This is a genomic window from Paenibacillus sp. J31R34, assembly GCF_059383715.1.
This window is the reverse complement of record NZ_JBXENU010000005.1, coordinates 488,600-507,922: the sequence shown is the minus strand read 5'-3', so window position 1 is coordinate 507,922 and position 19,323 is coordinate 488,600. Positions and strand designations below refer to the sequence as shown.

17 protein-coding genes are annotated in these 19,323 nt (G+C 51.3%); 9 read left to right on the top strand and 8 right to left on the bottom strand.

Annotated elements, in window-relative coordinates; genetic code table 11:
* Both AC50YG_RS17220 and AC50YG_RS17215 read right to left on the bottom strand, forming a co-directional pair.
* A complete protein-coding gene (locus AC50YG_RS17220) occupies positions 1-1,170 on the bottom strand; it encodes a glycosyltransferase family 4 protein (protein WP_494828179.1) in 1,170 nt (389 codons plus the stop codon).
* Positions 1,171-1,258: 88 nt separating this feature from the next.
* On the bottom strand, positions 1,259-1,555 hold the full coding sequence (locus AC50YG_RS17215; protein WP_494828178.1) for a hypothetical protein: 297 nt from the start codon (positions 1,553-1,555) through the stop codon (positions 1,259-1,261).
* A 142-nt stretch (positions 1,556-1,697) separates the two neighbouring features.
* Here AC50YG_RS17215 and AC50YG_RS17210 point away from each other — a divergent pair, with 142 nt between their 5' ends.
* Both AC50YG_RS17210 and asd read left to right on the top strand, forming a co-directional pair.
* Positions 1,698-2,459, top strand: coding sequence for a TspO-related membrane protein (locus AC50YG_RS17210; protein ID WP_494828177.1), 762 nt, complete (start codon positions 1,698-1,700; stop codon positions 2,457-2,459).
* Between the two features lie 740 nt (positions 2,460-3,199).
* The gene (gene asd, locus AC50YG_RS17205) at positions 3,200-3,988 is read left to right on the top strand and encodes an archaetidylserine decarboxylase (protein ID WP_494828176.1); all 789 of its coding nucleotides are present in this window, start codon (positions 3,200-3,202) and stop codon (positions 3,986-3,988) included.
* 213 nt (positions 3,989-4,201) lie between these two features.
* On the opposite strand, the gene pdxR is transcribed toward asd, so the two are convergent.
* Positions 4,202-5,689 carry a MocR-like pyridoxine biosynthesis transcription factor PdxR gene (gene pdxR / locus AC50YG_RS17200; RefSeq protein ID WP_494828175.1) on the bottom strand — a complete coding sequence of 496 codons (1,488 nt, stop codon included), beginning with the start codon at positions 5,687-5,689 and terminating at the stop codon, positions 4,202-4,204.
* A 198-nt stretch (positions 5,690-5,887) separates the two neighbouring features.
* On the opposite strand from pdxR, the gene AC50YG_RS17195 reads away from it, so the two are divergent.
* Positions 5,888-6,529: a pyridoxamine 5'-phosphate oxidase family protein gene (locus tag AC50YG_RS17195; protein ID WP_494828174.1), complete on the top strand. Its 642-nt coding sequence runs from the start codon at positions 5,888-5,890 to the stop codon at positions 6,527-6,529.
* Positions 6,530-6,724: 195 nt separating this feature from the next.
* Here AC50YG_RS17195 and AC50YG_RS17190 read toward each other — a convergent pair whose 3' ends face one another.
* Complete coding sequence (locus AC50YG_RS17190; protein WP_338552302.1) at positions 6,725-7,519, bottom strand: helix-turn-helix domain-containing protein; 795 nt, start codon at positions 7,517-7,519, stop codon at positions 6,725-6,727.
* 199 nt (positions 7,520-7,718) lie between these two features.
* Here AC50YG_RS17190 and AC50YG_RS17185 point away from each other — a divergent pair, with 199 nt between their 5' ends.
* From AC50YG_RS17185 to AC50YG_RS17175, 3 genes are all read left to right on the top strand, one after another.
* Positions 7,719-9,014 carry an aminotransferase class I/II-fold pyridoxal phosphate-dependent enzyme gene (locus tag AC50YG_RS17185; protein WP_494828197.1) on the top strand — a complete coding sequence of 432 codons (1,296 nt, stop codon included), beginning with the start codon at positions 7,719-7,721 and terminating at the stop codon, positions 9,012-9,014.
* A gap of 137 nt (positions 9,015-9,151) precedes the next feature.
* The gene (locus AC50YG_RS17180) at positions 9,152-9,871 is read left to right on the top strand and encodes a response regulator transcription factor (protein WP_494828173.1); all 720 of its coding nucleotides are present in this window, start codon (positions 9,152-9,154) and stop codon (positions 9,869-9,871) included.
* On the top strand, positions 9,868-10,884 hold the full coding sequence (locus AC50YG_RS17175; RefSeq protein ID WP_494828172.1) for a sensor histidine kinase: 1,017 nt from the start codon (positions 9,868-9,870) through the stop codon (positions 10,882-10,884). The genes AC50YG_RS17180 and AC50YG_RS17175 overlap by 4 nt, the downstream gene beginning before the upstream one ends.
* 78 nt (positions 10,885-10,962) lie before the next feature.
* Here AC50YG_RS17175 and AC50YG_RS17170 read toward each other — a convergent pair whose 3' ends face one another.
* Complete coding sequence (locus AC50YG_RS17170) at positions 10,963-11,250, bottom strand: DUF1330 domain-containing protein (protein ID WP_473760307.1); 288 nt, start codon at positions 11,248-11,250, stop codon at positions 10,963-10,965.
* A 219-nt stretch (positions 11,251-11,469) separates the two neighbouring features.
* Here AC50YG_RS17170 and AC50YG_RS17165 point away from each other — a divergent pair, with 219 nt between their 5' ends.
* The 3 genes from AC50YG_RS17165 (at position 11,470) to AC50YG_RS17155 (ending at position 15,226) form a co-directional block, all read left to right on the top strand.
* Complete coding sequence (locus AC50YG_RS17165; RefSeq protein ID WP_473761251.1) at positions 11,470-12,240, top strand: ABC transporter ATP-binding protein; 771 nt, start codon at positions 11,470-11,472, stop codon at positions 12,238-12,240.
* Positions 12,215-14,155 (top strand): ABC transporter permease, encoded by a 1,941-nt coding sequence (locus tag AC50YG_RS17160; RefSeq protein ID WP_494828171.1) that lies wholly within the window; start codon positions 12,215-12,217, stop codon positions 14,153-14,155. Before AC50YG_RS17165 ends, AC50YG_RS17160 begins: the two co-directional genes overlap by 26 nt.
* 135 nt (positions 14,156-14,290) lie before the next feature.
* The gene (locus AC50YG_RS17155) at positions 14,291-15,226 is read left to right on the top strand and encodes an AEC family transporter (protein ID WP_473760311.1); all 936 of its coding nucleotides are present in this window, start codon (positions 14,291-14,293) and stop codon (positions 15,224-15,226) included.
* Positions 15,227-15,468: 242 nt separating this feature from the next.
* Here the strand turns inward: AC50YG_RS17155 and AC50YG_RS17150 are convergent, their stop codons facing one another.
* The 3 genes from AC50YG_RS17150 to AC50YG_RS17140 form a co-directional block, all read right to left on the bottom strand.
* Positions 15,469-16,755, bottom strand: coding sequence for an ABC transporter permease (locus AC50YG_RS17150; RefSeq protein ID WP_494828170.1), 1,287 nt, complete (start codon positions 16,753-16,755; stop codon positions 15,469-15,471).
* Complete coding sequence (locus AC50YG_RS17145; protein WP_494828169.1) at positions 16,755-17,507, bottom strand: ABC transporter ATP-binding protein; 753 nt, start codon at positions 17,505-17,507, stop codon at positions 16,755-16,757. Before AC50YG_RS17145 ends, AC50YG_RS17150 begins: the two co-directional genes overlap by 1 nt.
* A 257-nt stretch (positions 17,508-17,764) precedes the next feature.
* Positions 17,765-19,306, bottom strand: coding sequence for a DEAD/DEAH box helicase (locus tag AC50YG_RS17140; protein WP_473760314.1), 1,542 nt, complete (start codon positions 19,304-19,306; stop codon positions 17,765-17,767).
* Positions 19,307-19,323: the final 17 nt, after the last annotated feature.

Below are 19,323 nucleotides of genomic sequence, written 5' to 3'. Positions count from 1 at the left end.
TCAATTCGAATCAAACAGTTTTCGTTCATTCAGCACATTCATCCAGCTGCGACCCGTATGCTGCCAAGTAAAATTCCGCTCCACCCGCTCGCGGCTCTTCTTCCCCATACTCGCCCTAAGCTCGGAGCTTTCGAGTAAAGCATGCAGCTTGGCTTTCAGCTCACTTTCCAGATTTTGCTGCGATATCAAATAGCCAGTGACGCCGTCCCGTACAATTTCCTTCATGCCTCCTGCCCGTGTGGCTACTACTGGAAGGCCCGTCGCCATCGCTTCGACATTAACAAGCCCGAAAGCTTCACGCTGTCCGGAAGGTACGATTGCCATATCTGCGGCTAAAAACCAGCCCGGCACTTCGGTATAAGGCACATAAGGAACGAAGCGTACATGATTGGGGTAAGCGCGGCCGAGCTGCTGGAGCTTGCGGGAATAAGCGGTGGAGCGATGTGAGCCATAGAACGGACTGCCAACGATGACAGCAAGCATATTAGGATGTTTTTTTACCAGCTCAGGCATAATATGCAGCAGATGGTGAGCGCCTTTCAGCGGAATGAGCCTGCCGAGAAAAATAACGACCTCGCGGCCCACCAGCTTTTTCGCCTGCCGCTGCCGCTCCCGCTTCTGTCGCCCTTCCTCGGTAAACCGCGACGGAAAAAGCTCCGTCTCTACGCCGGGATAGACGACTCGTATTTTCGCTGCCGATTCAGGCGCCCTCGTCGCAACGACGCGGCGCAGAAACTCGCTATTTACAATAATGCGATCGGCCGCTTGCAGGCTTTGGTGCAGCCTGGCCGGTGAGATATGCCCGGGACTTAGGAAAGTAGAGGAATGCAGGCTCAGCCAAATCCGGGCGGCCGGCAGCTTTTTCTTAAGGGCAAGCACGTTATGGGGACGATTCTCCACCTGAATAACATGCGGCTTGTAGGCAGCTAGGGAACGTCCAACAGCGGCAATATAGCTTGCTTTGTTCACCGCTGGGAATCTGACGCAGTCGACGCCGCCCACTAGCCCGTTGCCTTTCAGTCCTTTTGTCGTCCTGCCGTAAATGCGGGGATGAATCCGATTTTTCAGAAGTGGGACGAATTTTTCGACTACCCGCTCGACCGAGCTACTTTTCGCGGATGGGATCGGAAATGACCCTGGCGTAACAAACGCCACTTTGGCAAGCGTCATTTCGTGCAACTGCCTCCTTGCGCATTAAAATGGCCATATATTTGCGATAGCATACGCGCTGCTCTCGCACATTGCCACTAGTTTGCTGCTAGCTGGACGGCCGAAGCACATTCAAAGCCATTCGCGCAGGTGTATAGATAGCCAAATAAGCCCCTCCTATTATAAAAACTGGATTAAGCAGCACCGCATGAATTTCGGTCATAAACACGGTGTCCCTCAGCATCGTTCTCGTTATCGCCGAAGCAATGGAAATAAACGTCGTAAAAAGCAAAATGGCTGCCAGCGCATCCATTACAAGTTGCGCCTTCCGGCTGCGGCAGCCAATCCAGCCTGCTGCCAGACAGCAGGCAGCAAATATAAGTGTGATGTAGACAGTTATGGTCATTTAAGCAAATACCCCTTCTCTTTTGCGCTTTCCTACATGAAGCTTGAGCTTTTTGTGCAAGAAATAAACGAGATGGAGTGAAATAAAAGCCTGACATGGTGAATAAGACAATAGAGATGCTCAAGGAGAGGAGAAAAATATAATGAACGCTGCCTATCGCTGGTTAAACGCTGTTGGACTGCTGATCGTCATTGTCGTCAATGCACTCGCCGTTACCCTGCCCCTTGGAGGCAAAACGACTGCCCAGCTTGCGGCGCAATACCCGATTCTGTTCATGCCCGCTGGCTATGCCTTCTCCATATGGAGCCTGATTTATTTGCTGCTTGCCGGATTTGTGATTTATTCCTTTCTGCCGTCAGGCAGAGCAAGCAGGCTGCCCGCACAGATTGGCATCCTGTTTTTCGTTAGCTGCCTGTTTAATGCGGCCTGGATTTTTGCTTGGCAATACGAGAAGGTGTATGCCAGCGTATTTATTATGCTCGCGCTGCTGATTACGCTGATCGCCATCTATACGCGTGCCAGAACGCCCGGCTGGCAGACGGCAATGACTGGCGAACGTTTTTTCGTAGAGCTGCCCTTTAGTCTTTATCTCGGCTGGATTAGCGTTGCGACCATCGTCAATATAACTTCCGCGCTCTACAAGTCGGGCTGGCAGGGCTTTGGGCTGTCTGAGACGGCATGGACGATTATTTTGCTGGCAGTCGCTACCTTGCTCGCCTTAATCATTGGCTGGAGCTACCGCGATGCCGCTTTCGTAGCCGTCTTCGTCTGGGCGTTCATCGCCATCATCGTCAAGCAGCAGGGACAGGATGCCATCGTATTCAGCACGCTCGCTGTCACGATTGTGCTCGCGTTGTTTATTGTGTTTTTGCTGGTGTTGAAGCTGCGCAGGCTTCGTGGGTAGTGGTGGAAGGAGCGGTTAAGATGAGACTTCATCTAACCAAACATTGAAACCAATGTATGGTTACTCCATGCAATCTATTTCAAAGATGCCCCCTTCCGTCCCCCTAACTTGCCTCATCATTAACTATTTTTATATGAACATGAACATACTTACTTAATTGCAGTTTCATAGTTTGGCGGACACAGCAGCAGCTATTTCAACCGAATCATGGGGTATGGCACAGGTTGCGGACTCAGGAGCAGCTAATGCGCTGCAAATGGCCATTTTGCTCGGATATTGAGGGCGTTAACGGATCTCCTGTCCACTTACGGCCTGAAATCGTAGAAAATGCCCGAATAGCGTTATCTGTGTCCTCCAAAAATGGAGGGAATACCTCGAACCGTGCTGTCTCAGCAACAATCGCATGCCGCGATTCCTTAAGCCTTGAATCGTCAGAGGAGACTGGCCTCGAATAATTATTAAGTAGAGTGCAGCAGGCCGACTCCAGTTTGCATACATACCATAATGGAATGAAAATCGTGTATTTCACATATCTGCATTTTTCCTTTTAGCTTGTTCACCAAGTGTCCATATGCTAGAAAGAGCATAATAAAGAAAAAAAATCGGTTAATCGCCCCTTCCTGTTTCCCAACCTATTAAAAGGTCGCGAATCGAACCTATTGCTTTGTGATGCGGGTTGTGGCACACTGTTTGGGACAAGCACCACTATTCGAAGCAAGAAAGGACGTGACGGTACGAGCATGCTAGATGGATTACTTCGTGCCATGACGGAATTAAGCTCACGCAAGTCGATTTCGAGGTTGACTGGGCGTTTTGCACAATCTAGAGCGAGCCGCCATTTTATTCCGCGCTTTGCTTCCATGTATGGAATTAAGGTCGAGGAAGCCGAGAAACCGCTAAATGAATACGCTACGTTAAATGAATTTTTCACCCGTCGATTAAAGCCAGGCATGCGAAAAATAGACCATGCAGCAGACAGCCTTGTGAGTCCGGTTGACGCTCTTATTACAGGAATTGGCCCGATCGAAGACGGCACAATTGTCAATGTGAAAGGGCAGGATTACACGATTGAAGAGCTGCTGAACCGTTCACCGAGGGCGGAAAACTATCGGAACGGCCATTATTTTGTCCTTTATTTGAGCCCGACCGATTATCACCGGATTCATGCTCCTGTGGATGGCACTATTGTTGAGAGCGAGCATATTCCCGGCAAGGTGTATCCGGTCAATGATTTCGGCTTAACCAAAATGCGCCGGGTGCTCAGCCGCAATGAACGGCTTATTACTTATATTAAACATGAGGGCGGCGAAACGGCTGTCGTGAAAGTCGGCGCCATGAACGTCAGCAGTATCCGCTATGTTGAGCCCCTGCCGCCGCAAACGGTAAAGGGTGGCGATCTTGCTTATTTTGAGTTCGGATCTACGGTCGTGCTGCTGACTGAAAATAAAACCTTTACCCCGCTTCCTAGCTTAAAGCTCGGTCAAAAAGTGAAAATGGGCGAAGCGCTTGGCCGCTTGCTGCCGCGTTAAGCCTTGCGCTCGCTATTCGAGCGCATTTGCAAGAAAAACGCACACTGCATTTTTATATTTAAAAAAGCTCGCAGCCTATGCGGAGAAATCTCTCCGACAGACAGCGAGCTTTTTTTCTGCTTTCGTGGCTGCGAGCCACGGCAATGCTGCTGCTTTGTTCTGCAGCCGTACTGCATTCGTTCTGCATTCGTTCTGCATTCGTTCTGCATTCGTTCAGCCGCGCTGCCGCTGAACGACCTCCCAGCATGCCGCAATTCGCCGCATGCCCTCCTTAATATCGGCTTCGGCCAAATGCGCGAAGCCGAACAGCGCTGCCGGAGCGCGTCGCTCCTCCGGCTTGCGCCACAGCCGCTCGCCGCGGTTCCAGCTAACGCCTTCCCGCTCGCAGGCCGCAATCAGCCGCTCATAATCCGCGGCTGCCCCAAGCCACACGCCGTACTGATGCAAGCCTGCATCCGACGGCGTAAATCGGAACAAGCCCGCGAGCTGCTCCGCGGCTTGTTCCTTAAAGAGCTTGAGGCGCCGTCCGCAGCTGCGCCTCATCCGCCGCAAATGCCGAACATACTGCCCGCTCGCCATAAACACGGCGAGCGCCCGCTGCTCCGCGATTGAGCTTGGGCTTGGCTCAAGCAAAAACTTCGCCCGCCTCAGCGGCTCCCGCAGCGCATCCGGCGTAATGACATAGCCCAGCCTCAGGTCGGCGTACATCGTCTTGGAGAAAGTGCCTACGTACACGACCCGTCCTTCGTGGTCGAGCGTCTTGAGCGGCTCCGCCGGGCGCCCGCCCCAGCGAAATTCGCTGTCATAATCATCCTCGATGATGACAGCGCCGCGCCGGGAGGCCCATTGCAGCAGCTCCAGCTTGCGCTCGGGTGCAAGCTGGGCGCCGGTTGGATATTGGCGCGTCGGCGTTACAAACAGCAGCTTCGCATCCCAGTCCTGCGGAATAATGCCATAATCGTCGACAGCCGCATCTATAATGACGCCACCCGCAGCCGCAATTGCCCGCCTAATGCCAGGATAGCACGGGTTTTCAACCACGACATGATCACCTGGTTCAATCAACAGCTGGGCGAGCAGGGCAATGCCATACATGGAGCCGCTCGTAATAAATAAATGATCCACGCTCGTAATCATGCTGCGCTCGCGGCGCAGCTCGCTAGCAATCGCTTCGCGCAGTGGCAGATGTCCCTCTATCGCCCAGTAATCCTCATACTGGCGCTCCAGCAGCCCCCTGACCTCTGCAAACATCGCCGTCTTCCATTCATCCTGCGGAAACAGCAGCGTATCCGCATAACCTACATCAAACGCAATGAAATCTGACTCCTCACGCACAGGCAGCTTCGTATATCCTTTAATCTGCGGCAGCCGCTGCGCCCAAGAGGATAACGCAAGTGCACTGGCCTTTCCCTCTTGCCCATCTTCCGCTTTGGAAGCCGCCGGCTTGCTGTAGGAAACGTAGGTGCCGCTTCCCCTTCCGGGCCTGACAAAACCTTCCGCATAAAGCATATCGTAAGCGGCATTGACCGAACCACGAGACATGCCATAGCTTTCGGCGAGCCTTCTGCTGGAGGCGAGCTTTTCCCCATCCCCCAGCATCCCCGACACAATTTCTTCGCGCAGCGCCAGAAAAAGCGCATCCGCCTTGCGCCCTAGCTCCTCATAATATCGCTCATATGCCGCACGGCAGCGATCATCCATCATTCAACCTCCTATGACTCTCCTGTTGCCTACTACTTCCGTCTATTTCCATCCATTACAAAAGTGGTTCAATAAAATTACTGTAAAGTGGATCTTTTTATATGTCAATATTCCGTTTAAACTTGCAAATAACGAGCTGAACGCTTGGCATATCCCCAATTCAAGTTATCGCTATGTTTACGAAAGGAGCAGTCCGCTATGCGCAGAAAAGAATTTGCAATCGGAAGTGAAGATGTACAAGAGGTTACCGCCTTTTTGGAGGAAATGAGCTATGGCTTTCTAGGAACAGCCAGAGCGGATGGCGCCCCTTCCATTACCCCGCTGAATTACATTTATTTGAATGGAAACGTGTATTTTCACGGCAGCCGCGCAGGGGATAAAATGGAACTGCTCGGAGCAGATCCGCGCGTCACCTTCTGTGTGGCCAAGGAATATGCGATCATTCCTTCCCATTTTACCGATCCGCTGATGGCCTGTCCGGCCTCCGCCTTTTTCAAATCGGTCATTATTGAGGGCACGGCATCGGTTGTCGAGGATTTGATGGAAAAAGGCGAGGCGCTGCAAGCCCTGATGGGCAAGCTCCAGCCAGAAGGCGGGCATTTGCCGATTGCCGGAGATGATCCCGCCTATAGAGGCAGGCTCAAGGGAGTTGCCGTCGTAAAAATCGAGCCACAGCAAATGAGCGCCAAATTCAAATTCGGCCAAAATGCCAATGAGGAAAACCGCGAAGCCATTACTAACGGCCTGCTGGCACGCGGACGGGAGCTCGATGAGGAGACGGTCGACCTCATGCGCCGTTACTGCCCGCACCATAAGGAACAAGCTCATCCCGGCGACTAACCATACCCCATCCATTTGCAAGTGTGAAACTTATAAATGCTTATATTTCAAAAAAAGCCGAGCGCCCTTCTCCCCTTTGTTGTCGGGAATGAAGGCCGCACCGGCTTTTTTTACGAACTGCTTATTATTTCGAACCGCATATTCTTACGAACAACTTATCCTAACGAACAACTTATCCTAACCAATTTCTGACGGCTAACGGATTTCCGACGGGCTCCGTCCGGTATATTGCTTGAATTGGCGGCTGAAGAAAAAAATATCGCGGTAGCCGAGAGCGTCCGCCACCTCCGTCACATTCATGCCTGCGTGCATCAGCAGGTGCTGGGCGCGGTCAATGCGGGTGCTGATCATATACGTCTGGACCGACATGCCGATCAGCTCCTTGAATTTCATTGAAAAATAACGCGGCGACAACTGGGCGCGCATTGCAAGATCCTCGACCCGGTGGGCAATGCCGGGATTTTGCCGGACATAATTGGCGACCTCGTGAATCGCCTCGGTCAGCTGATTGCTCGCTTTTTTCTCCACGGGCGTTTGCTTCGTCACTCGGTCCTCCCGCAGCAGATGGATCATCAGCTGCTTCAGCACAAGGCGAGCTTCAATTTCCGCCGCATAGGTTTTGACCAAAAACAACCGCACATAACGCGACAGCATATATTCAAAATCTACCGTATCAAGCAGCTGGCGGTACCGTTCCGGCACCAGCACCGGCTCTTCTGCCGTATCAAAGTGTATGTAAGTTAGAACCAGAGGCTTCTGCGGATTATGGGTCGCACTCGTGTAGTCGCCTGGACGGAACAGGAAACAGCTTCCTTTACCCACCGGATAATGAACGCCGCCCACTTCGACTTCCCCTTCACCGCTCCATACATAAAATAAATCAAAATTAGCCATCGGCTTTTCACGACGCTGCCATTTCCAGCCCGGCTCGCAAACGATCTTCGCGAAAGGCGGCAGCAATAAATATGCATCGGGTGATAAATGCAGCATAAAACCCTCCTGATACGTAAGCCTATGCCGTCATCATACACCAGCGCCAAACTTTAGCGCAACCCCGGCTGGCAGTCGTCACATTTTCCAAAAAAATTTGAATTTGAAATGGTTCTAGCACGTTAAAAAATGATATAATAGCTCCCGATAAGTATGATCAGAAAATGAATTGATTTTTGGGAAGGATGGAATGAAGTTCATGAACCCACTTGCTCAGCAGTTGAATGAGACGCTCTCCGCAGAAAGTCCGAACGTCCATGCCATGTTGTCAGCTTTAGGAAAAGCCATATATTTCCCGAAGGAAGGCATACTTAGCCAATCCGCAGAAGCGAAGGCGAAGGCCAAGACGTTTAATGCCACAATCGGCATTGCGATCGAAGGCGGACAGCCGATGCACCTTAAGGTAATTCAGGATACGCTGACTGCTTACAATCCTAAAGATCTATATGAATATGCGCCCCCTGCGGGCAAACCTGAGCTGCGCGCAGCTTGGCTTGAGAAAATGCTGAAAGAAAATCCTTCGCTGGAAGGCAAGCGTCTCAGCAATCCTATCGTCACGAACGCTTTAACGCATGGGCTGAGCATTGTCGCCGACCTGTTCGCAGATGCGGGCGATACCGTTATTATTCCAAATAAAAACTGGGAAAACTACGAGTTGACCTTCGGCATCCGCCGCGGCGCGGAAATCGTGGAATATCCTTTACTTAATGATAGCAACACGTTTAACAGTGAGGGCTTGCGTGAAGCGCTGCTTGCACAGAAGGATAAAGGCAAAGCCATCGTTCTGCTTAACTTCCCGAACAACCCGACTGGCTATACGCCAGGCCTCCAAGAAAGCGAAGAGATTGTAGCCGCTGTCAAGGACGCTGCGGATGCAGGCATTAATGTCGTTGTTGTAACCGATGACGCTTACTTCGGCTTATTTTTCGAGGATTCGGTTCACGAGTCGCTGTTCGGCAAATTTGCCGACCTGCACCCACGCGTCCTAGCTATCAAAATTGACGGCGCGACGAAAGAGGATTATGTGTGGGGCTTCCGCGTCGGTTTCATTACGTACGCTGCAGCTTCGGGCCAAGTATTGAATGCGCTAGAGCAGAAGACGCTCGGCATTATTCGGGCTACGATTTCCAGCGGACCGCACCCTTCGCAGACGTTTGTGCTGAAGGCTTTGCAATCGCCTGATTTTGACGCGCAGAAAGCGGAGAAATACGATATTATGAAGGGTCGTGCTAACCGCGTCAAAGCGCTGCTTGATAGCGGCCGTTATGGCGATACGCTAGCCTATTACCCGTTCAACTCCGGTTATTTCATGTGTCTCAAGCTCAGCGGCGTATCGGCCGAGGCCGTTCGTGTGCGCCTGCTTGAAGAATACGGCATCGGTACGATTGCCCTTGGCGAGACCGATCTTCGCGTCGCCTTCTCCTGCATTGAGGAAGCGGACTTGGAGTCGCTTTACGATACGATTTATAAAGCAGTGACCGAACTACTCGCTTAACCATTTCAGCATTTCATTCCTTTCCCCTTGGATAGTAGCCGTGTATAATACGGTTACGGCCAAGGGGTTTATTTTGTTTTATAATAAAATGAGAACAACTGAAGTAGAGCATATGCTGCGTAAGGAGCTGAATAACGATGTATACGATCATGATTGTCGAGGACGATGCGAAGATCGCTGAGCTTCTGCGGGCACATATTGAGAAATATGGCAACACAGCGGTTGTGACGACTGATTTTGCCCGCGTCATGGAGCAATTCGAGCAGGTAAAGCCGCATATTGTGCTGATGGATATCAACCTTCCAAGCTTTGACGGGTTTTATTGGTGCAGGCAAATTCGCACCGTTTCCACCTGCCCGATTATTTTCATTTCTGCCCGCAGCGGTGAAATGGATACGGTGCGCGCCATCGAAAATGGCGGCGACGACTATTTGACCAAGCCCTTCCATTATGAGGTCGTAATGGCGAAAATCCGCAGCCAGCTGAGGCGTGTTTACGGCGACTATGCCCAAGCTGCTGGGGAGCGGATGGTCGAGCATGCCGGATTGATTTTGTATCCCGAGCGAATGGAGCTTCATCTATCCGGACAATTTGTAGCTTTGACGAAAAAGGAAACCGTGCTTGTGGAGACGCTGCTCCAGCGCTGCCAAAGGCTTGTAAGCCGGGAAACGATTTTGGAGAAGCTGTGGGATGATTATACGTATGTCGATGACAATGCGCTTAGCGTCAATATAACGCGAGTTCGCAAGAAGCTGGCTGAGCTCGGCATCGAAGGAGCGCTCGAAACGATACGCGGCACAGGCTACCGCCTGAACGACAGCTGGACAAATGGCGAGCAGCAGAGCGATCGCCGATGAAGCTATTTTTACGGGACCAGCTTGCACTTGTATTATTTATGCTCATCCAGCTCGTCGTAGTGACCGCCGTGTTCTGGCTGGATGGCTATAAAGATATGGTTATCGCCTCGTATGCCCTGCTGCTTGGCCTCTGCGTATTTATTGCTTTTCTGGCTTACCGTTATGTGACTCACCGCCGATTTTATACGCTGCTCAGCAGCAGACAGACAGGTCTTGAGGAGTCAATCCAGCAGCTTGAGTCCGCTCCCCTCCCTGCGTCGCTTGCCGAGCTGCTGCAGCTTCAATATCGCCACTACCAGAAACAGATTATTGAGGGCGAGCGCAAGCAGCAAAATCATCTGACCTTTATGAACCAGTGGGTGCATCAGATGAAAACGCCGCTTTCCGTGCTGGAGCTTATGCTGTCGGAAGAAGCCGATGAGCGTAACAACAGCATGAGGGAAGAGACAGATCGCATTCGCAAAGGGCTCGATATGGTCCTGTACGTCGCCCGGTTGGAAACGTTCGAGCAGGATTTTCAGGTGGAGAAAATTCAATTGCGGGAGCTTGCCAACGCGGTGATTTTGGAAAACAGGCGGCTGTTTATTCGCAGCTTCGTGTACCCGGATATGCAAATCGAGGAAAATTTAGTCGTGGAGACAGACGGCAAATGGCTGCGATTTATTATGCAGCAGCTGATCGCCAATGCGGTCAATTATTCAGCAGGCAGCGGCGCGAAAATAACGATTAGCGGCTGCCGAAGCGAGCGCTCGGTCATCCTTGAGGTGAAGGATTATGGTGTCGGCATTCCTGCCTCTGATTTGAGCCGCATTTTCAACGCCTTTTTCACCGGGGAAAATGGACGGACATTCAAGGAATCAACGGGCATGGGCCTCTACATCGTCCGAACCGTGCTCGATAAAATGAATCATGAGATCGAGGTTGAATCTAAAGTAGGAGAAGGCAGCGGCACGACGCTGCGAATTATTTTCCCCTTTGCCGCTGTTCAGTCCGTTGATCCACATACAAAGTAATCGTGCTTTAAAGTTTTAAACGTACAAGAATCGAACAAGCAGACTGTCTTAGGATGGCAATCTGCTTGTTTTTCGTGATTATAAGCCTTCCACGACGATCGCTTTCCCAGTAGAGTTTGCCCATCTTATTTTTTTCAACGGTTCGTACATTTTCGAGTTGTAAAAGGCCTCGATACTCGGTTTGTTAGGAAACTCCAAAATGACAAGTCTTTTCGGCTGCCAATCTCCTTCCATCGTCGTTACGCTGCTATCATGAACGATCGGGCGGCCCCCAAAATGTGCCATGACATCAAAAATCTTATTTTCGTATTCCTTGAAGTTTTCCGGGTTAGAAATATCAATATCGATCACGAGATATGCGCTCAAATCCAACAGCTCCTTTCGTTGATGAGGAAGGCCAGCTTCCCCTTCCTTGCGTTCAGTATACGAACTAGAGCCGAGAATTGATCTCGCTTCTCCTATAGATACAAAAGCGGGCAGCGTTATCTTACAAAGCTGTAAGGTAAATGAAAGCTGCATTCATAGGAGCAGGCGCGGATGAGGGGTATACTGGGTTTATTGACAAACAAGCAAGGGGAGATCAAATTGGAATTGCTATATGCACGAAACCTGAACAAAATTTATCCCGGAAAAGTGACCTATAAAGCGCTCACCAACATTGATTTAACGATCCAGCAAGGTGAATTTGTCGGCATTATGGGCCCATCGGGCAGCGGCAAAACGACGCTGCTGAACATGGTATCGACGATCGACAAGCCCACTTCCGGCGAGCTGCGTATTGCTGGCCAAGACCCGTATGAGCTGTCACGGGAAAAGCTTGCTTTTTTCCGCCGGCGGGAGCTTGGCTTCGTCTTTCAATCGTTTAATTTGCTCGATACGCTGACGGTCAGTGAAAATATTATGCTGCCACTCACGCTCGACGGCACAAATATCGCCCAAATGAAGCTGCGAGCCACCTCCATCATGGAAAAACTCGGTATTGCTGAGCTTTCGGACAAGCGAACGTATGAAATATCCGGCGGCCAGGCGCAGCGTACAGCCATTGCCCGGGCACTCATCCATAACCCGAAGCTGCTGCTGGCCGACGAGCCGACAGGCAACCTCGATTCAAAATCAGCACGTGATGTCATGGAGCTGATGAGCAAGCTCAATCGCGAGGATAATACGACGATGATGCTCGTTACACATGACGCTATGGCGGCGAGCTACTGTCACCGGGTTATTTTTATTAAAGATGGCCAGTTTTACAGTGAAGTGAATTGCGGCGACAACCGCGCGGCCTTTTATCAGAAAATCATTAATGTGCTTGCTCTGCTTGGGGGGACTGAAAATGAATTTCCGACAGTTCGCGTTTAATAATGTACTGCGTCGCAAACGGACGTACGCTGCACATTTTATGAGCAGCTCGTTCGCGGTCATGATTTTTTTCATCTATTCGGTGCTGCTGTATCATCCGGATTTGCAGGGGGAAATCGCCGCCAGTAGTCCAACTGCCTCTATGCTTGGCACGATGGGGCTAAAAATTTCGCAGTATTTAATCGTTATTTTTTCATTTTTGTTTTTGATGTATTCCGCCGGTGCCTTTCTGAAGGCGCGTAAACGTGAATTCGGTATTTTGATGCTGCTCGGCATGTCCGATAAGCAGTACCGCAGATTGATTTTTGTGGAAAATATGATCATTGGCCTCATCTCCACTGTTTTTGGAATCGGCTTTGGCATTTTGTTCACCAAGCTGTTTTTGCTTATAACCGAACGACTGCTGGTGCTGCAGCAAGGACTCGAATTCCTCGTCCCTATCCAGAGCGTATTGATTACGGCAGGCGCTTTTTTAATCGTATTTCTGCTTCTGTCCATACTCGCGTCACGCCTTGGGCGGAAATCTCAGCTGCTTGAGCTGATTCGTTCAGACGAGAAGCCGAAGAAGGAGCCGAAAGCTTCTGTACTGCTGTCGCTGCTCGCTGCTTTTCTTCTGCTCGCAGGCTATGGAATGGTCTTTTATTTTGTACTGGGTCGCGCCTTCTCACTGGCACTTCTCGCAGCCGCCATTGGCTGTGTCATATTAGGGACTTATTTTCTTTTCACACAGCTTAGCGTCTATGTCATTCGTGCGCTGCGCAAACGGGAAAGCCTGCTGCTGCGAAAAATCAATCTGCTGACGCTCTCCGATCTCGCTTACCGAATGAGAGACAATGCCAATATGTTTTTCATGGTGGCAACGGTAACGGCAGTCGCCTTGTGCGGTATGGGCACTTGCCTGGCGATTGGCGATCCGAAGCTGTCGGAAAAAGACAATCCTTACGCCTTTATTTATGATTCCTATGGCGGCGATAGCGAATCTCTTGCGCAAAGCGAATTACAAACGAAGCAGCACCTGGCGCTATTGGAGCATAGACTATCAGAGGGCGGCTTTACTTTTACAAAAGGCGCTTCACACATTAAAAACACGGAAGAATGGCAGTCGGTCATGAGTCTGTCCGAATACAATCAGCTTGCCACTACACTCGGATTCGCCGCCGAGACGCTAAATGTTCCCAGCGAAGCTTTTATCGCCTCAGGCAAAGTCTCGCGCGCCCAGAACGTGACGGCCTTTGAGCCCATTTTGGATTTAGGAAACGTCGCGCCAGGCAAAAAGCAGCGGAAGCTTACTGTAGTAAAGAGACTTCCTTCTTTCGTATTAAATAATTACAATGATGTTTATGTCGTTTCGGACGATTATTTCCAAGCAATGAACCGCATGAAAGACGACACGAACCAGGTCACGTATTATTATGTCATTCCCAATTGGATCGACACGATCGGCGTGGCGCAAAGCGTTATGAAGGAAATCCCACAGGACACGCAGGGCTATTATAATATACGGTCACTCGTGATTGAATGGTATGAATTCAAGCAGCTTAACGGGCTATTGCTCATTATTAGCGTGCTTGTGGGCGGGGTCTTTTTCACCTATGCTGTCAGCTTTATCTACTTTAGGCTGTATGCCGATTTGGAACGGGATGAGAAGCAATACCAGATGATTAGCAAAATCGGCCTCAGCGGCAAGGAACTGAACCGGCTGGTTACAAGGCAGCTGCTCATCATGTTTTTCCTGCCCTTTGTGATTGCGCTTGTGCATGGCATCGTCGCCTTTATAAATATTGCGCTGCTGCTCGATATTTCGATGCTGAATGCAGCACTCATGATCTATATTAGCTTCTTCCTCCTCCAGCTCGCCTATTTCCTCATGATTCGCTGGCGGTATTTGCGCCATATGCATCTCAAGCTTGCATAATGAGGGGAATGCGTTGAAGGCTCGCAGAGCTGTATATAGCCAAAGCTTATGAATATATAGGAAAAGGGTCTTGGACGCTAACAGACGCTTTATGCAAAAATAAGGCATATTGATTTAGGCAAAGGACTGATTCGTATGCTGCATTCATTTTTGCTTATCGTATATGGCGTGTTTCTGCCGATTTCGCTGCCTGTGCTTGGAGGAGCTGCCTTGAAGCGCTGGCGGGGACTGGAGACGAAGCCCCTATCGACCATTGCCCTTTATTTGCTCAGCCCGGCTCTTATTCTGGAGACGCTGATCAGCGCCAAGCTGTCGATGGCAGATATTATTCAGACGAGCGCATTCAGCATTATTAATCTGGTTGCTCTCTGGCTCGTCGCCGTTCTCGTCTCCCGGCTGCTGCGGCTTTCTCCAGCAGACCAAGCTGGCCTCACGCTTGTATCTGTATTTACGAACTGTGTCAACTATGGACTGCCGCTCGTGCTGCTCGCCTTCGGCCAGCTTGGGCTTGCCAAAGCATCGGTCTACGTCATCTCGCAAATGATTCTTGTCAATACCGTCGGCGTGTATTTCGCAGCTCGCTCCCATTTCTCGGTAAAAAAAGCGGTCCAATCGGTGTGCAAGCTTCCCGCTTTATACGCCGTTGTGCTCGCGGTCATTATCCGGTACACAGGTATGGTTATGCCCGCGGCTGTAGAGGAAGGCCTATCAATGCTGTCCTACGCCTATGCGCCTGTCGTGCTGATTTTGCTAGGCGCACAGATGGCCGGAGCGCGCAGCAGCAATAAAGCGACCGATTCGGTCCTGAGCAAGCCGCTCTGGACGGCTATCGCGATCCGGCTGCTGCTTTCTCCAGTCATCGCAGCCCTTCTGCTCTGGCTGCTACAGGTAAAAGGGATGCTATTCGCCGTCCTGCTTATACTCGCCTCGATGCCTACGGCAGTCAACGCCGTTATTATGGCAGAGCAATTTGAAGCATCGCCGAGGCTCGTTTCCCGCTGTATTTTATGGACGACGCTCGCCTCCTTTATCGTGCTGCCTCTGCTGATTGTCCTGGTGCAGCCGACTTGAGCACTTAAGCAAACAGGATAAATGCCAGCAAGGTGAAACGCGCCGCGCTGTCCTCTGGCAGCGCGGCGCGTTTCTTTCCGAGAAATATAGAGACGGTATCGCGTAATGCTATACTTTCTTCCTATATTAAAAAACGTCCAGTCCCACCTGTTTCGGTGGAGCTGGACGTTTTTTGCTAGCTTTTTCACCGAGATAGCTGTGCCTTATCTATATTAGGCAGCCACCCTGGCAGGTGAGGCGATCTAATCTTCTTCCGCATCAGCAGCAAAAGCGCGGCGCAGTCTGAGCGGGCGAATCGCAAGTAAATAGACGATCGCTGCAATCGGTGCTGCTGCTGCAGCAAGCAGGCAGTTGGCAAGCAGCAGCATAATACACGCAGGAAGCCACATAAGCAGGGCAATAATGAGCATCGTCCATCGGTCCAGTCGGATGAGGCTTTCCATCCTTTGCGCATCAGGAAGCGGATAAACATGCCGCCATACCGTATAACGATGCGTATGGCGAAGCCCGCCAAGCTGGGCCCCAACAATGAGCATAAATACTGCATAAGCACAGGCAGCCCCCCAGCCGGACAACCAGACCGCATCCGCCATCCAATAGGCTATAAGCGCGAACAGAACGAGCAGCCTTAGCAAAATGCCTCCCATTTCCATTCGCAGCATGGAAGCCGCATATAAATAATCGTAAGTCAGGCGGCGGCGATAGGGTATAAAGTTCATGACCCAGGAAAGATATTTGCGGCCGGCTGTTCGTGATGGCATCGTTGGCACATCGATAAACAAACCGAAAAAGACGTAATACCTTCTTCTCGTCGCTGCCTCTTCTTCAATTAGCCGCTCCCATGGGATGACGAATCGGCTAGGGAGCCTGTACAGCAGGGCAAATAGCAGGATGAGCAATATTATAAAGCCTCCCGCATACAGCGGTGCACGGGTCAGCATACCCGCCCAACCAAGCGCCGTCGCTGCCCAGCGAGCCACTCGAAACAGCATTCTCATGCCGCCCCAGGCCAGCTGCCGTTCCCGCCATGAAGCAGCTGTATTGGCTATGCGCAGCACAGCCGCAGCCAAAACCAGCAGCCACATATCCGCTGGGCCGGTGCCCTGCGTGTAAATAGGCCAATAAGCAAGCAGTATGAAGGCGCAGAGAGCTACCAACGCTATTATGCTTCGCTTAAAGGAAAGTCCCCAATAACGGCGCATCGCTGATTCCTGCGGCATATGGAAGACGACATCTGCCGCCTGCAGAAAGGTGCGAAACGGGCTCCAGCAAAGCACGGGAACCAGTGCCACTATGCCAACCAGCGCGGTCGGAAAATCAGCCGGTACGTCACGAATCAGCTTAAAATAACTAAGCACTCCGGTAATGACAAACAGCGAAAGAAACAGCGGGAATCCACTTTGGCCCATATAGCGCAAATACGGCAGCGTTTCCTCGCGGAAGCTTCGGGCACGCTTTTTCCATAGCTTTTGCATCGCCTGTTCCTGCAGTTGCCGCTGCTCTTGATTAGCTGCTTGCGATTTAGCCATCATGGCTTGTCTCCAGCAACAAGCTTATAGAACGCATCCTCCAGCGTTCCGCCGCGCATCGCTATGCCCGCCGCTTCGCATACATCCGCAAGCGTTCCGCTGGCAACGATGCGTCCATGATGCATCACAATAAACTTGTCGCAATAAGCTTCGACCGTAGCCAAAATATGCGAGCTCATCAAAATAGCCGAGCCGTTCTGCTTAACTTCCACAAGCCGTTCCAGCAAGGAGCGAATGCCCAGCGGGTCCAGCCCAAGAAACGGCTCGTCAATGATGTATAATGGCGGCTCTGACAGCAGCGCGTTCATTATCATGACCTTCTGCTTCATCCCTTTAGATAGATGGGCGGCAAAAGCTCCTTTTTTCGCATTCATCTGGAACTCGTTCAATAAATCCATTCGCTTCTTTTCATATTCCTGAACAGAGACCCCGTAGGCCATTCCCGTCAGACGCAAATGCTCCTCAACCGTAAGCTCGTCGAATAGCACGGGGGTTTCCGGCACATAGGCAAAAGCGGAACGGTAACGATCCGGATCTTCCTCCAGCTTGACGCCGCCAACTTTAACCTCACCCTGCTGCGGCTTCATCAAGCCGAGAATATGCTTAATCGTCGTACTTTTGCCTGCCCCATTGAGGCCAATTAAGCCGACCATTTCGCCTGGACGCAGCTGAAACGATACTTGATGCAGGACAGGACGGCGCGGACTGTATCCTCCTGTCAAATCGGCAACTTCCAATACAGGCTCTATCATTATCCATTCACCTTCATACTATAAAATTAATATCGCTTCTTCAGCATACCGAATTCGAAAGCAAAATTCAAAATTCCCCATTCTTAGTATCTATTCAGACCCTTGCTTATGTTTTAAAAAAAGCCCCCGTTCCGCAATAGCTGAAGCTAAAACGGCTAGCGTGGCGCCAAGGAAAAATGGCTGGACGCCAGCTAGCCTCTTCATACCAATTTTCTGGAAAAGGGGCTTGAATTATAACCTTATTCTTGCTTAAAAGCTTACTCCTTCGTATCGCCCGACTCGCGCTTTGCTTTCAGCCATTTCGGAGCGCCTTTATCCTTGCTCTTCTTCTGGCGCTCCTGCTTGGACAGCACCTTCGCCTTCGGTTTCGCTGGAACAGCCGCTTTCTGTGGCTCGTTAGCTGCGGAGGCAGCGATTCCCGCTGTCCTCACTCGCACTGCCCCATCTGCTTGTGCATCATTCCTGCGGCTGCCCGGCTGAACTTCGCCCCGGCGCCTCTCGCCTTGCGGAGCTTGCCCACCTGCACCTTGTCTGAACTCTCCGCGCTGCCTCTCGCCCCGCGCTCCATCACCTTGCGCTAAGTCGCTGCCTGACGCCTGACGACTCTTCGGCGCTCCCGTATAATCCGGACGTTTGAACGAGGATTTATCGTTCCGCGCTTCCTCTGGTGTAACCAGCTTGCCTCTAAGCATCGCCTTCTCCGGAAGATCAATGCCAAGCTGCTTGCGGAACTTGTCCATAATAAAATGCTCCTGCGGCGTAACAATGGAAATAACGGTTCCCGTGCGGCCCATGCGGCCCGTCCGGCCCGCCCGATGCACATAATGATCAGCATCAAGCGCTGGCTCCAGATTGATAACGAGCGGCAAGCCTTCAATATCGAGTCCCCTCGCGGCAACGTCAGTCGCAAGCAGTAGCTGGCACGCACCTTCGCGAAAGCGCGCAAGCGTAGCAGCACGACGCTGCTTGTCAGCATCACCATATAGCGCCTCTACCGTAAAGCCCTCATAGCTGAGCTTCGCTTCCCAGTTTGAAATCGTATCCGTCTCATTCAAAAACAGCAACGCCGATTTTGGCTTCAGCATGCGAATGATGCGACGGGCGATATCCGGCTTGTCCCGTTTGTCGCATACGAAATAATAATTCGTAATTGTCTCCGACACGCGATGCTCAGGGGCAACCTGAATTCGGTGCGGCTCATTCATCCAGCGGCTTTCAAAGCGTGCCATCTGCTCTGGATAAGTCGCCGAGAAAAAAGCGATTTGGCGATTTTGTCCCATAGCAAAAAGAATCGTCTCCACTTCGCGAGTCGAGCTCAGCTGGAACACTTGGTCCACTTCATCAACGACGACCTGATTGACGGCATGCAGCTTGATTTTGCGCAGCTTAAGCAGCTCGTGAATACGTCCCGGCGTACCGATGACAATTTGCGGATGCAGCTTAAGCTTCTCTACTTGGCGCTTGAGCGCTGCGCCGCCAATTAGCTGCTGCACACGGAGGCCCAGCGGCTTCGCATAAAATTCAGCTACCCGTACAATCTGCATAGCCAGCTCCTGCGTAGGAGCAATGACAACGCCCTGAATTTCTTTCGACGATGCATTCAGCTTCTGTAGCAAAGGCAGCAAATAGGCCAGCGTCTTGCCTGTTCCCGTCTGCGAACGTGCGGAAACGTCCTGCCCTCCGAGCAGCACCGGAATGGCCTCTGCTTGCACCGCAGTAGGCTCCTGTATACCCTCTTCAACCAGCGCTTCCGCCAGCTGTTCATTTAAACCTAAATCCAACCAATTTTGCTTACTCATGTTCGAGTCCTCTCTTG

What these genes read in the sequence shown, in the direction of transcription:
- AC50YG_RS17185 (WP_494828197.1), top strand. Translation starts at nt 7,719, where the DNA reads ATGAACCCACTTGCTCAGCAGTTGAATGAGACGCTCTCCGCAGAAAGT.
- AC50YG_RS17175 (WP_494828172.1), top strand. Translation starts at nt 9,868, where the DNA reads ATGAAGCTATTTTTACGGGACCAGCTTGCACTTGTATTATTTATGCTC.
- AC50YG_RS17195 (WP_494828174.1), top strand. Translation starts at nt 5,888, where the DNA reads ATGCGCAGAAAAGAATTTGCAATCGGAAGTGAAGATGTACAAGAGGTT.
- AC50YG_RS17180 (WP_494828173.1), top strand. Translation starts at nt 9,152, where the DNA reads ATGTATACGATCATGATTGTCGAGGACGATGCGAAGATCGCTGAGCTT.
- AC50YG_RS17210 (WP_494828177.1), top strand. Translation starts at nt 1,698, where the DNA reads ATGAACGCTGCCTATCGCTGGTTAAACGCTGTTGGACTGCTGATCGTC.
- AC50YG_RS17145 (WP_494828169.1), bottom strand. Translation starts at nt 17,507, where the DNA reads ATGATAGAGCCTGTATTGGAAGTTGCCGATTTGACAGGAGGATACAGT.
- pdxR (WP_494828175.1), bottom strand. Translation starts at nt 5,689, where the DNA reads ATGGATGATCGCTGCCGTGCGGCATATGAGCGATATTATGAGGAGCTA.
- AC50YG_RS17215 (WP_494828178.1), bottom strand. Translation starts at nt 1,555, where the DNA reads ATGACCATAACTGTCTACATCACACTTATATTTGCTGCCTGCTGTCTG.
- AC50YG_RS17150 (WP_494828170.1), bottom strand. Translation starts at nt 16,755, where the DNA reads ATGGCTAAATCGCAAGCAGCTAATCAAGAGCAGCGGCAACTGCAGGAA.
- AC50YG_RS17140 (WP_473760314.1), bottom strand. Translation starts at nt 19,306, where the DNA reads ATGAGTAAGCAAAATTGGTTGGATTTAGGTTTAAATGAACAGCTGGCG.
- AC50YG_RS17220 (WP_494828179.1), bottom strand. Translation starts at nt 1,170, where the DNA reads ATGACGCTTGCCAAAGTGGCGTTTGTTACGCCAGGGTCATTTCCGATC.
- AC50YG_RS17155 (WP_473760311.1), top strand. Translation starts at nt 14,291, where the DNA reads ATGCTGCATTCATTTTTGCTTATCGTATATGGCGTGTTTCTGCCGATT.
- AC50YG_RS17160 (WP_494828171.1), top strand. Translation starts at nt 12,215, where the DNA reads ATGAATTTCCGACAGTTCGCGTTTAATAATGTACTGCGTCGCAAACGG.
- asd (WP_494828176.1), top strand. Translation starts at nt 3,200, where the DNA reads ATGCTAGATGGATTACTTCGTGCCATGACGGAATTAAGCTCACGCAAG.
- AC50YG_RS17190 (WP_338552302.1), bottom strand. Translation starts at nt 7,519, where the DNA reads ATGCTGCATTTATCACCCGATGCATATTTATTGCTGCCGCCTTTCGCG.